The sequence below is a fragment of the Planctomicrobium limosum genome (assembly GCF_051465645.1).
In the GTDB taxonomy this organism is placed as follows: domain Bacteria; phylum Planctomycetota; class Planctomycetia; order Planctomycetales; family Planctomycetaceae; genus Planctomicrobium.
In genome coordinates this window covers 1,073,474-1,087,350 of the sequence record NZ_CP195790.1, presented here as the reverse complement: position 1 = coordinate 1,087,350, position 13,877 = coordinate 1,073,474, and the positions used below count along the sequence as shown (strand labels likewise).

Annotated in this window: 4 protein-coding genes and 1 pseudogene; 2 read left to right on the top strand and 3 right to left on the bottom strand. The window is 53.9% G+C overall.

Annotation, left to right across the window (positions count from 1 at the left end; genetic code table 11):
- Positions 1-19 precede the first annotated feature (19 nt).
- Positions 20-7,018, bottom strand: coding sequence for a reverse transcriptase domain-containing protein (locus SH527x_RS03990; protein ID WP_437193354.1), 6,999 nt, complete (start codon positions 7,016-7,018; stop codon positions 20-22).
- Positions 7,019-7,191: 173 nt separating this feature from the next.
- Between SH527x_RS03990 and SH527x_RS03985 the strand changes: the two are divergent.
- Together SH527x_RS03985 and SH527x_RS03980 are read left to right on the top strand one after the other, a co-directional pair.
- Positions 7,192-7,392 (top strand): annotated as a pseudogene (locus SH527x_RS03985) (replication protein RepA); the annotation flags it as partial.
- 462 nt (positions 7,393-7,854) lie between these two features.
- Positions 7,855-9,354 (top strand): catalase, encoded by a 1,500-nt coding sequence (locus tag SH527x_RS03980; RefSeq protein WP_437193353.1) that lies wholly within the window; start codon positions 7,855-7,857, stop codon positions 9,352-9,354.
- A 630-nt stretch (positions 9,355-9,984) separates the two neighbouring features.
- On the opposite strand, the gene SH527x_RS03975 is transcribed toward SH527x_RS03980, so the two are convergent.
- On the bottom strand, positions 9,985-11,106 hold the full coding sequence (locus tag SH527x_RS03975; RefSeq protein WP_437193352.1) for an ABC transporter permease: 1,122 nt from the start codon (positions 11,104-11,106) through the stop codon (positions 9,985-9,987).
- A gap of 3 nt (positions 11,107-11,109) precedes the next feature.
- Positions 11,110-13,854 carry a ribosome-associated ATPase/putative transporter RbbA gene (gene rbbA / locus SH527x_RS03970; protein WP_437193351.1) on the bottom strand — a complete coding sequence of 915 codons (2,745 nt, stop codon included), beginning with the start codon at positions 13,852-13,854 and terminating at the stop codon, positions 11,110-11,112.
- Positions 13,855-13,877 lie beyond the last annotated feature (23 nt).

Genomic DNA, 13,877 nt, shown 5'->3' with positions numbered 1-13,877 from the left:
CGGTCAACTACGAAAATGATCACACCGTTTTCTGCTCATGCTCGGCAGTGTCTGTGGAATCCGGCGAACGGGAATTCCCATGCAAATGGGAATAGGTTGGAACCTCAATCTCCGGCCCTGTAGCAGGATCCATTTGAGAGTAATCGATGTGAACGTGCAGCCAATCGAGAAGGGCAGGGGGGAGACCGTGAATAGGATCAGCAAGGTGGTTTCTCTGATAGATCTCAGATCGCTGTTCCAACCAAAGTTTGTTGCGATCATCAATCTTCGCCAAATCTCCGAGAACTTTCGCGACATTTTGCGTGAACTGTATCTCATCAAAATTCTTATCACCTAGCCCGAACTGTCGAGACAGCATTTCAATCGCTTCAACAACACGTTTTACTTTTCCGATCCGCTGATCAACGGGATTATCCTCCTTTTTCCTACCCTGCCTGCAACGGCAGTTTGCCTTTTCGTCTGCCTTCTCCTGCGTGACAGTTTCGAAAATTGGAAGATGTGCGACCAACTGAAGCGGCTTCTGCAGCATCTGAGGGCGCGGTTTCCCCTCCGCGGCGTAGATCGGATCGATATCAGCGATAACGAGCGCCCGCTCCTTTTTGTCGAGCTTTCCTAACCCCTTGGCATTCAAATGAAAAATGCCAGGCCGAACCCCTTGATATGGTTCGGTTGACGGATCCGGCTTACCGACAGCGTCGTTGTACTTCCAACCATTGTGGCCGATAAAGCAACTGGACCCGTTCGCGTACTTCGAATGGACTGCATTACAGAAGACAGTTGTAATCCCTGACGCAAGATAGCCGGCCTGCCCCAGTGCAGTGTAGTCCTCAGCACGGTTTGACATCGCAGGGACCAGAAAAATTGTGCGGCGCGGACCGAGGATCGCCCCATGCGCGGTGTGCATGGCAAGATTCAATAGGTCGGCCTGGACTGTCTCATTTACGATCTTGGAGAGCGCCTGCTGGCGATTTGAATGACTAAACTTGTGCAAGAGCTTGCGGTGCGCGATCGCGGCAGGGAAGATATTCGCTGGACTAGTGAACAGGAACGCTTCGGAACAAATCAGTTCGAACGCATGAGCCCTCGGGTCATAAATTGAATGGTTCAGCCCTGCGTTGGCAGGGGGGTGCCAAGGCAACGCTGGATATTGTGGTACAATGTCAGTGGCCCAAGGATTGAAGACTTCGTCCACAGCCACAGAGGGATACTTCTTGGATCTCAGACGGCGTTTGTCTGGATACTTAACCGGAGGCAGGATCTCAAGCACGGCGCTCCAAGCAGGAATTTCATCTAGGCTCGGTTTTCTTCCCGGGTCTGCAGTTATCATCCCTGGGGGAAGTCGATATGTGCCTGCCCACACAGCGACATCCGGAGCAATATTCGCCTGTTGCTGGGCGATCCAATCCACCGTTTCCGGGCGGACTGAGTACTCCGGAAGCAGAAGAATCTGCACCTTGAATTCCTGACAAGCGCGTAGAACCCGGTCCAACAGTTTCCGGCGGCGATACTCCGCGCAGCTCAGGGCGAACTCGTAACTCCAGGATTCAGGAGACTGGTAGATCTCCGTGCTATAACGCTTCTTCAGCTTTGCCAGCTCTTCTGGGAGGTCGTGTGTCTGCGTTCCGCCTTCTAGCGACTCGTTCCGACTGCTCAGAATGGCTTTGTCGATCTCTTCGCTCAGTCGGCGTTCGAGGAACCGCTCGCAGACTTCATGGACCGGGTGGAAGTATGAATCATCGACATCCCATTGAAAGAAGGCAACGCGGACATGTGAATTCGTCGTCACACTTCGATTCCGCCAGGATTCGTACTGTTCGACTAGAAAGGCTCCATCCTTATCGCCCGGTATGCCTCCCAGGGCCTCCGTCGGTTGTCGTGTCGGTCCTCCATCACCGTCACTTGTTGCCTTCGTGCCGACGGGTTTTTCGGGAGACTCTGGGACTTCGGCAGGCGTTTCACTGCGAACGGACTCCGGGGAGGCGATGGGCGATCTCTGGCCACTCTCCTCGGCGACGCTGATCGATTGCTTCCCAACCTCAACTTTTGGATCGTTGGCAGGAGTCGCAGGCGTCTGCGTCGTCAATCCATCAGAGTGTCCTAAGAACGATTTACCCGCCAGTCTCGCCATCTGGGGGCGGACGATCCCAACACTGACCAGTTTGTCATTGTACCAGACTTCCGTCCAACGCCGGTGCACTTTGCCATCATGCACCTCCGACTCGACGTCGAGACTGATCTCGTTCGCGAGCCTCCCCGTGACGATGCACCACCACGGAATCGTGTATGACCCTCTTGAGCCATAGATCTCACATCCGCCGTTTGACCCGTGGGCCATGTGGAATTGATTACCTTCAGCGGCCCGAACATTTAGCCCGGTGTCAGTGAATATCTTACTGATGAACTCAATAGTCTCCTGCAACGCTTCCTCTGTCCACAGTTTCTCAATCCCGTCAACAAACCCCCACGGAAGGGCCGATGAGTCTGAGGGTTGAGCAATCAGGCGCGACAGAATGCTGGATGGGTCAGGGAACTCGACCGGGGAATCAGGCCGCGATGAAAACACATTCCCACGAAACTCGCCATCGAACTGACCACATAAAGTCCCGATCACAACCAGCCAGCCGAGCGGCGTAATTCTTTGAAGCTGTTCGAGAGCAGCGTGGTCGGCAACACCCGTTCCGCGACTGAGTGCCTCAATCAGAACTTTCGTGTTGTCCTTGGCATTTGCCGTCTGATCCGCGACAATGCCGCCTCCATAGGTCAGCAGAGCGGTCCCATCGAGCCCCCAGCTGGAAATTTCGGGCGGTGATTCCCTCAACGCCTTCCGGGTTTCTTCGTCCACCCGATCCCACAATTGCGTGGCCAACGCCTGCAACAGGAAATCAACACACTGAATTCGCAAGCCCGCAGTCAGATAGCCGATCGATTCATCAGAGTCTCTGAGCGAATATGCCGTTTCCAAACGGGTCAGCCGTCGCGACAAGCAGTACGTTGCCAGTGCAGGGCGGAGGGTCGGGGCCCAACCTGGAAGTGGATCGTCATCCTCCGGTAGTTCTTCAGACAGCTCTGCATTGACTCGAAAGTGCGAGCTTGCGACCCGTAAAAGCATGGCTGTTGCGGACCCCGGGGCACTGGAATCCAATGTTAATTCGTACGACACACGGAACGCAGTCCCCTCAATCTGCGATGCGACCAGATACGCCAGAGCATCCTCACGATTTTTGGCGTTCAATCCTGCTGGAAAGTTCTCCAGGCGTCGTAAGGCGCGTTCCACGAAATCAGGCAGCTTTGTGCGTGGATCGAATGCCCGAATTTTCCCCCGCCTTTTGGCACCCCGCAGGTAATAGAGCGCAATCCGAACAACGGACTCCTGAATCCAGGTCAGATCGGCGGAACTGGGCTCGGTTTGATCCGCACCATCCGAGTTCAAGTGGTCATATGCCGGATTGAATACCCCGAGCAAATCCGAAAGGGCGACACCGACTCGCCAGAGATGGCAGTACTGATCATGAATCGCCACGGGCCGAAGCCCTGTCCAGCCGCGACAAAGAGCCTGTGCTCCGAGTTCGCCTTCCCGAACACCATAGCCGAATGTGCTCCAGGTTGAATCGGCGTTCTCGTCACCAGGGGCTGGGCCCAGCAGATTCAACGCGTGCGGTGGAAAAACGAATTCTTCTCCGTCATCAATTCCCTCTCGTTTATCAAATCCTACTGACAGCGAGCGATAGGCTCTCGCCAACCATCGCGGATCTTTTCTGAAGGAAACACTGCGATTGGGATTCAGATAGTTCTGATCAGTTCCATCAAGATCTCGCTCAAAGACGAGAATCTTATCTCCCGAAGGAGTATCTGCGGACTGGATTCTGGATTCGGAATCTTTCGCTCCTCTTCTCCGCCATCCATCTACAGGTTCGAATTTCCCAGGGGTTTCGCCGTTCGGAAGATGAATACGGACCAGAGATCGCGGTCGCCCGATCGCAATGCACATCAATCCTTTTACCGACTGGCCGGGTGGCGCTGGTATCAGGGTGCAACCTGGCTGTCCGACCATCCCAGTAACAAGCCATGGCCTGACCTGGAGGAGTTTAATGACTTGGTCACCTGGGGCGACGTTCGCGAACCCCATTAAAGCCGAATAGCAGACTTCGGGAGGAGTTGTCACTTCCCCAACTCTCTCGACCGGATCGATCACGGGAGTCCAGAGTCTCAGCACCTGACCTAAGAACGTGGTTCCTTCTGGATCACCTTCAGTTTGAAAGGCATTCTCTGCGAAACTCCACCCGAGGGGATCTGGGGGCGCTTCACCGTCACTTTGCCTGTAACTGCGGAGTTTGGCAACTGCGATGTGAAGCAAGGTCAACTTCGAATGAGTCATCGACGATGCGTTTGCATCTGAAAAGTCACCATCGTTCATCTCCTTCAGAGAGACGTCCGCCCTCATCAAGGACAGAGAGCCCTCGATATTCATCCCCGGTTGGGAAGCGTGCGTTGCCACACCTCCGACATCGTTTTGGCCCCCCTGGCCGCCGATCAGCCTGAGGAAGACAGCCGCAAGACGTCGAATAATCAAGGTCTTACCGTCGAGATGAAATCGGAAGTCGGCTGACAGCTCTCTTTCAGACGTCCCGATCACCTCTTCGCACAGGCCCTCAGCAACGGCCTGAGCGATCTTTCGCTTCTCTTCTTGAAGCTGCTGCTGCTCTTCCTCGTTAAATGCTGGATGACGTTCGAATCCTGATTTCAGTACCCGTTCGATCCCGTCGATCGATGCGAAGAGCCAGTCAGTCCGCAGAGAACTGGTTCGAGTTGGGCCGCCTGAAGGAATTCGGGCCACCGATCGGAGATCTTCTACAAACTGGCTTACGCGTTGCTCCAATGAACCGATGGAGCTCTCGGAGAACACAAGCCGCCAGATCAGGCTCGCGGTCGCAACATGCTCCCCGTGCCGCAATCTTGGAGCAGTCAGCGCAACCCTCAACTCAGACAGAACGACTGCCTTATCGCGGTCTGGTCGAACATGCTTTATATCATACAGAATTCGGATCGCGTCTTTGCGGTTGACCGCATTCGGCGCAGCAATGACACCGACCATGCTGGTATTCACGACCAGTGGCGTTTCTTCCTCTGGTCCCGAAGCGGTGAGACCGTCCCCGCGTTGATCAGTCAGCCAGCTGCGGAATCTGTCATGGTCCATTGCAGGAAGGCGTTCCGCTTTGGGATTCAGCTCCATGCCCATTAAGCTGAGATGAGCTTCGATTGCGCTGCGTAGCCGGTACAGGTCTCGCTCGCTTCTTGCAGCGATGACCATATCGTCGACGTATCGGGCGTAGACCGCGCCACGTACTTTGAATTCGCCTGTCTCGGAGGCCGCGACAACCTGCACGTTCGCTTCATGATCAATTTCATTGACAATTTTGCTTAGCGAGTGATCGAGCGGAAACAGAGCGATATTCGCGAGGTAGGCAGAGAGATCTGGCCCTTGCGGGAGTCCATTGAGGTTGTGCTTGTCTGCAAACTCCCGGTGCCGCTCCACGCGATAGCCGAAGGTCATCTCTGCCAGCCAATCGACGATCTGGATTCCCCGTGTTTCCGGGTCGCTAGATTCTTCGTCGAACCCTTCGACGCAACTTCTGAAGTCCAGCCCTTCCGATTTAAGAACCTTCAAAGCATTCTGAACCGCAGGAGTCAGTACAGAAGTGACAGCCGATTTTCGGATGGAGTTATAACATTGCCTGATGTCGAGACGTGCGACGTAGAATTTCCCCTTGGGAAACTTCCTGACCCGAGAGTCGATGAAGTTCAGAAAGTTTCGCCAGCAAATTTGGTAGGGGAGAAATGTCCCGGCCTTCTTATCCGGAACAGCTTGGTCGACGACATCCATATCCACTGTGTATGCAAAGCTGACAGCATTCGCACCGACGGGGCGGTAACGTTCCTCGCCTGTCGTTTGGAGAGTCGGTCGGTCAACATTAGTGGAAAACCTGACAGCTGGAATCAGTTGAGTGAACCGATTTCCGTTCGAATAGGTCCTCAGCAGCTCATTCAGAAAGTATTGTTGCAGAGTCAGGACTTCGGGGATGGGCAAGGCTTTCAAGCGGTACTTGCCGTCTTCCTTTGGGATGAGAAAGGGAATGAGCTGACATTCTTCGGAATATTCGCGACGAATGTCTGTGGATTTCAGAACTCTCCTCAGGTACGGCAGGAAGATGTCAAACGCAGCTTCAATCCGCTCCCAGCTGCCGACGTCGACTGCTGCTTCGCGATTCTGCGTCGTGTTCTTCGCCATTTGAAACGCATGGATCAACCGTGCATTGATCCCACGATCTGTATGGAAATCGTCAGCACGTTCGGCGACGGGAGCAGGAGTGCGTCCGTGGCGTTTTGACAGCAGCTGTACAACAAAGTTCTTCCACTCCGGTTCCGTTGGCGACTCGTCTCTCAAGTGCTGTTCAAACAACAGCGGATTGGAGGCGATTGAATCCCATTTCGATTGTTCCAGACGCAGCCAGATCGAGCGAACCGCCTGTTGACGAGTCGAAACGCTGGCATTCGTCCAGAACTCACCCAGTGCTGACGGTGGAACGCCCAACTGATGCGACAGCAAATAGTCGAACGATGAGAACGCTGCTGTGTGCAGCCGGACCTTGCTCTCATCAGGAGTTAATCCCGACAACCACCGATCGGGATCCTTGGATTCGGTGCCTGCGGTAGAATCTTTGTCCAAGGTCGGCTGTTGTGGGATCACAAGGACATCGAAGACGAGATTCTCGGCATTCAGCAGGGCTGGAAGCAGGCGGATCACTGCATTGAATGCGCCTTGCCTGCCGGCCAGATCGTTGTCAAGGAGAATGTGGACCGCCAGAGACCAGTCTTGTCGCTCGAGATCATGGGCCAGGTCAACCAGCAATTCGACTTGACCAGCTGTCAACTCGCTTCCGAAGATGGAGACAGCAGAATGACCAAGTTGTTCGAGCCGCAACGCATCCATGATTCCTTCGACAAGAAACAAGTGCAGCACGCGATCTTTTATACGGTGTGTCCGCAGCTTCTTGCGAACCTCATATAGTCGATAAAGCGTTTTCCCCTTTGGGAACCGAGGCGAAAACAGATACTTCGGAGATCCAGATTTCTTAGACTTTTGCTCACTATCAACGCTCCGGGCCACAAAAGAGGTCAGCCTTCCCCGATCAGGGAAGCCTCTTCGACAGTTGGATCGAAGTAGGGGAAAGCTTCTTCGCTACCGTCACCGCCGCCCCCGTCCCGGTCGATTTACAAGCCCGGTACTCCCTCAAGAGATTGCCCCTCGCCCACGACCGTTATGCATGGTCAACTTATCGCACGTTCCGCATCAATCAGTACGGAAGCAAAGCGCTATTCTCTGGCGTTGGCTGATGAAACAGCTCGGCGGCGACTATTCCGACGCCAAAGACTCCTAAAGCCGTGCCAAAACTGCGATTCGCAAAGTGCAGGCCGTGTTCCCCGGACTGGATCTGGAAGACGTGAATGGGGGGGGATCGTGAACAGACAGTGACGGACGGCTGTTGGAGTTACACAGAACCCAACGAATGAGTAAATTACCAGGAAGAGTTCGCCACCGTTTACAGCATGACGTGTGACATGCTGTAAACGTAACTTTGTTTATTATCGCCTTTCTCTTACGTGCAATCATGAAATTCTTGCGATAGGTAGTTCGGACAACCGGATCCGCAGACACTCCGCGTTGAACTACCAAACCCCAGCCCAATTTGCAGAGGCTGCATAAGCCTCACCCAGCGCCCACCATCCGTGGGAAACTCCAATCGTAGCTTGCTGCCAATTTTTCACCGCAAACAGTTTGTTGACAGGAGAGAGACAATGGCCGACCCGAACACCAATAACACTCATGGCTCAACAACAGGATCTGGGGCGCCAGCCCAGAGTGATCGTCACTCGCTGACGATTGGACCTAACGGGCCAATTCTCCTTCACGACGTGCATTTTCTTGAGCAGATGGCTCACTTCAATCGAGAAAAAGTTCCGGAACGTCAACCGCATGCGAAGGGAGCTGGCGCATTCGGCGTATTCGAAGCAACAGCCGATGTCTCTGCCTACACCAAGGCGGCACTGTTTCAGCAAGGTTGTCAGACCGAGATGCTCGCTCGATTTTCTACAGTTGCCGGGGAAGCAGGGAGCCCGGATACATGGCGAGATGTTCGTGGTTTCTCACTGAAATTCTACACGCAGGAAGGGAACTACGATCTGGTGGGAAATAATACACCAGTGTTCTTTGTACGTGACCCGATGAAGTTTCCGCACTTCATCCGCAGCCAGAAGCGTTTACCTGACTCCGGTCTGCGGGACAACCACATGCAATGGGACTTCTGGACCAATAATCCAGAGACAGCGCATCAAGTGACCTACCTGATGGGAGACCGCGGCCTGCCTCGAACCTGGCGCCACATGAACGGATATGGATCACACACCTACATGTGGATCAATGCCGCAGGTGAGCGGTTCTGGGTGAAGTATCACTTTCACACCCAACAGGGCATGCAACAATTTACAAACGACGAGGCCAAAGACATGGCGGGGGCCGATGCTGATTTCCATCGGCGCGACCTGTTCGATGCCATCGCACGGGGCGAATTCCCCAGTTGGAAGTTGTCAGTTCAGGTGATGCCTTATGAAGAAGCCAAGGGATATCGCTTCAATCCGTTTGACCTGACGAAGACCTGGTCACACAATGATTATCCTTTGATTGAAGTCGGCAAAATGACTCTCAATCGTAATCCAGAGAACTTCTTCGCTCAGATCGAACAGGCCGCGTTCTCGCCAGGGAATACCGTGCCGGGGATCGGATTGTCACCTGACAAAATGCTGCTGGGACGGGCCTTTGCGTATGCGGACGCTCAACGCAATCGTATCGGGACGAACTTCCATCAACTGCCGGTCAACAAACCAAAGGTGCCAGTTAACACGTACCTGTTTGATGGACAGATGACCTACGAGCACACTGGAAATCAGGCGGTCTACGCACCCAATTCAGAGGGGCGGAGCTGGGCCGATCAGACCGGCAAAATGGACGACGGATGGGAAGCGGATGGCGAGATGGTGCGCAGTGCCTATACGTTGCATGCCGAGGATGATGACTTCGGCCAGGCTGGAAATTTGGTCCGAAATGTCTTTGATGACGCTCAGCGTGCCCGACTGGTTGAAACCGTTTCCGGAAGCCTGCTGGGCGGCGTACGCAGTCCGGTTCTGGAGAGAGCTTTTGGATACTGGAAAAACATCGATGCCGAAGTCGGGCGTCGTATTGAAGAGAAGGTTCGTTCAGGTCAGGCAACTGAACCAGCTGCGGGCATGAGCGAGGCGTAGACTTGGGAAAGTTGACAGCAACCGAGCTTTCACCGAGCTCGGTTGTTATTTCTCGATTGATGGATCGACCGCCCTCCTACCTGTCCATTGGTCTGGACTCTAACTGACGAGTGGAGTGTATTGGAGGGACAGCGCTGCCATGACACACTTAGAGCACCTTGCGAAATAATTTCCACGCTTCCGCCACGCGGCGAGTTGCGTTTCATCAATCGAAACGGCCGCTGCGCGGGCACTCGGTAGAGCAAATTGCTCTAGTGCCTGCGAGCGAGAACATGGGCGTGAGTAATCAGGTTCTCGCTAGGGAGACGAATTGCGGGCATTGCAGCGGGCATCAACAAAAGAATCTCTGATCAGGAGCATGATGAACACAACGGAATCCCAGGCACCGAACGCGAGCAAACGGGGTTCTTGTTCATAAATCTTCCGATTCCCGCATCGAGGTGTTTCAGCGTGTGTTATTGTCCTTCGATGTTTCTGTTACAACGGAACGTCACGGAATAAACGCTGCCGGGGAATTCTCAATACCGTAGGTCCGGGCGGGGATCTCTCAGGCTGTTCATCCCTGTTGCCCTTTTACTCAGAACAGATATGCACAGCAGAACTGTCTGCGCCACAGAGGAACGTACTCGGTCAGGCCATCGTGCCGATGATGCTGCGGAACCTTCGAAGTGAGATGCCGAAGTACACAGCGCCAATGAGTCCCAATACTGCCATTTGTGGCCAGACGATCGCGATTCCAGCTCCTCGATATAGGATCGCCTGAGCAAAAATCACAAAATGAGTCGAAGGGGCCATTAGCATGACTTGCTGGACCCATACCGGCATGCTTTCTCGTGGGGTTGTACCGCCAGATAGCATTTGGAGCGGTAACAGAATGAGTATCAGCAATAACCCTAACTGTGGCATCGAACGGGCAAACGTCCCCATCACGATCCCCATTGACGTCGTAGCGAACAGGTAGAAGGCAGTTCCACACAGAAACAGAGGAATTGATCCCTGAATTGGTACGGCCAACGCCCCTTGGACTACGAAGACAAGAGAGAATGCGCTCGCGGCCAAAACCACGAGTGCCATCGACCAGACTTTGCTGGCCATAATTTCAAATGGCGTCACCGGCATCACGAGCAAGTGTTCGATAGTGCCCCGTTCCCGCTCTCGAATGAGGGCGGTTCCCGTCAAAACAATCGAGAGCATCGTTATCTGGTTGACCACCTGCATCACAGCGCCGAACCAGGACTTGTTCAGTTCAGGATTGAACCGGGCCCGAATCGCCAGCTCTACTGGTAACGTTGGGTCCGCCCGATAGCGATTGACAAACTCCTGGATTTCGCGGCTGACAATATTCTGAACATAGCCACTGCCTGAAAATGCTTGGCTGACTCGCGTTGCGTCGACATTCAATTGAATCTCGGGCTGCCTCCCTGCAAGGACATCGCGCTGAAAATTTGGCGGTATGTCCAAGGCAAATGTATCGAGCCCGGCGTTCATGCGGGCATCCATCTCGGCTTGTGTGATCAACTCCGGAGGAAGAAAATAAGGAGGATAGAACGCTCCGATGATTCGGGCCGATAACGGGGACTGATCCTCATCCACAATGGCAATGGAGGCTTTGTTCAATGTCTCCGGCACTGCGACTGTGGATGCATAAATGGCCAGCGTGAAGGCATAGATGATCAACACGACCATGATTGGATCGCGTGCAAGGCTCCAGAGTTCCTTGATTCCCAGATACCAGATATGGTCCAGACGCATTCGTTATGCCTCCTGTTTCTTTAACAGGATCACACTTAATCCAATGATCACCGGGCCGGACAGGACCAGAGGAAGAAATGCCTCCCCCAGATCCGCGAATCCCAGAGCCTTCGAAAAAGTGCCTCGGGAAATCGTAAGGAAGTGTGTTGTGGGATAGACCTTAGCAACGACTGCTCCGATGCCCTCCAGAGAACTGACAGGATCAATCATGCCGGAGAACTGAGTTGCTGGCATCAACGTCAGAACTGCTGTCCCGAAGATCGCGGCAATCTGACTCCGCATAAAAGTGGAAATCAATAGGCCCAATCCGGTCGCAGACACGATGTAAAGAAGTGCTCCGACTGTGCAGGCCAGAAAGCTCCCGGTGAATGGAACCTGAAAAGCAGTGACCGCCAGTGCGACCAACAGGAAAAAGTTCAGCATGCCCAGCCCCACGTAAGGAAGTTGCTTCCCTAGCAGAAACTCCAGACGCGTGACGGGGGTGACATACAGATTGGTGATGGAACCGAGTTCCTTCTCCCGTACGACTGCCAGAGCGGAAAGCATGGCTGGAATCAACATCAACAGCAGAGGAATGACCGCCGGGACCATTGCCACCAGACTTTTGATGTCCGGGTTGTATCGAAACCGTATTTCGAAAGAGGCGGGCGCAGCAAGGATTTCCTCCCCCAGACGTTCTGCAGAAACGCGATTGAGCCAGAGATTGTGCATCCCTTGAACATATCCCCGTACTGTTTCGGCGCGTTGCGGCATCGCTGCGTCAATCCAGACTCCAATCTGCACCTGCTTTCCCCGAGCCACATCTCTCGCGAATCCAGGCGGGATTTCCAGTGCGAGGCTAAGCTTTCCGGATCGCATTCTCCGGTCCAGATCGTCATAACTCGTCAACGGTGCTTGCTCGATGAAGTATCTCGACCCACTGATTTCCTGAATGTAGCGACGGCTGATTGTCGTCTGATCCAAGTCCATGACGGCAAACGAGAGGTCTTCGACATCCATGCTGATGCCGTACCCCATCACAAACATCAGAATAATGGTTCCCAGTAATGCCAGCGTTCCACGGATGGGATCACGTCGCAGTTCCAATGATTCCCGCATTGTGTAACTGAACATTCTCCGCAGACTGAATCCCTTCCGAGGAGGATGATGTTCCGTCTGAAGATCCGATGCGGATTTCACAGGAGAAACCGTGGTCTCATGAGAACTCGCGGCGTGTTGTTTCTTCTGTTCTTCCCTGGAAGCGTCCTCCAGATAACCGACAAAGGCCTCCTCAAGATTGGCGGCCCCTCGCAGTCGCGTCAGAGCCTCCGGCGTTTCGCTCACGAGGACCCGCCCTGCGTGCATCAGGGAAATCCGATCGCAGCGTTGTGCTTCATTCACAAAATGAGTGGAGATAAAAATGGTCACCAGATCGCGACGGGAAAGATCGATCAGCAACTGCCAGAACGCATCCCGCGCGACTGGATCGACGCCGGATGTGGGTTCATCCAGAATCAACAGTTCCGGCCTGTGAATCAAAGCGACTGCTAAGGACAATCGCTGCCGTTGACCTAGTGGCAGTGAATCCGGAAGGCTCTCCATAAGGTTGTGGAGACCGAACCTGTCAGCCATCTCCTTCACGCGATCATGAATCTCGTGTGCAGGCACCTGAAACAGGCGGGCGTGCAACTCCAAATTCTGACGCACGCTTAACTCGGAGTAGAGCGAGAACGCCTGCGACATGTACCCGACACGGCGGCGGATATTCAGATCCTGTGCATTGACTTCCTGACCAAACAGCCAGGCCTGCCCCTCACTCGCAGGGAGCAGGCCGGTCAGGATCTTCATCGTGGTTGATTTTCCACAACCATTTGAACCGAGAAATCCAAAGATCTCTCCCTGTTCAATTCGAAAGTTGACCCGATCAACGGCGACAAAATTCCCAAACCGCTTCGTCAGATTCATTGCTTCGAGAGCAATGTTGTGCGACTGCGTCGCGCGAGGAGGAATGACGACTTCATGATGATCGCGACGTTTTACTTCAGGCAGCAAAGCAATAAAGGCTGCTTCGAGGGAAGTCGTGGACGTCTGGTGCAACAGCGTTTCTGGTGTCCCTTGAGCCAGAATCTGACCATCATCCATCGCGACCAGCCAGTCGAACCGGGATGCTTCGTCCATATACGCAGTGGCGATCAGAACGCTCATTCCGGGGCGGTCAGCCCGAATGCGATCGATCAGCTCCCAGAACTGTCGGCGTGACAGGGGGTCTACTCCGGTTGTCGGCTCATCGAGAATCAGCAAGTCTGGGTCATGGATCAGAGAGCAACAGAGTCCCAGTTTCTGCTTCATTCCTCCTGAGAGCTTCCCCGCCGGACGATCGGCAAATGGAGCCAATCCTGTACTGACCAGAAGATCATTTATACGGTGTTGGCGTTCGGCGCGGTTGTGACCAAACAGTCGTCCAAAGAAATCGACATTTTCAAAGACAGAGAGGGTGGGATAAAGATTTTTCCCCAGCCCTTGTGGCATATATGCAATTCGCGGGGAGACTTCCTGTCGGAACCGGGCGTCGGAGATGTCTCCACCGAGGACATGCAACGTCCCTTCTTGCAACTTCCGAGCTCCAGAGATGAGTGCCAGCAAACTCGATTTACCGACTCCGTCCGGACCAATGAGCCCAACCATCTTTCCTGACGGAAGATCACAAGAAACGTTATTGAGAGCTGTCGTCTTGCCATAAACCAGTTTCAGGTTTACAGCGTGGATCACTGATGATGAGTCATTTGGCACAT

What these genes read in the sequence shown, in the direction of transcription:
- SH527x_RS03975 (WP_437193352.1), bottom strand. Translation starts at nt 11,106, where the DNA reads ATGCGTCTGGACCATATCTGGTATCTGGGAATCAAGGAACTCTGGAGC.
- SH527x_RS03980 (WP_437193353.1), top strand. Translation starts at nt 7,855, where the DNA reads ATGGCCGACCCGAACACCAATAACACTCATGGCTCAACAACAGGATCT.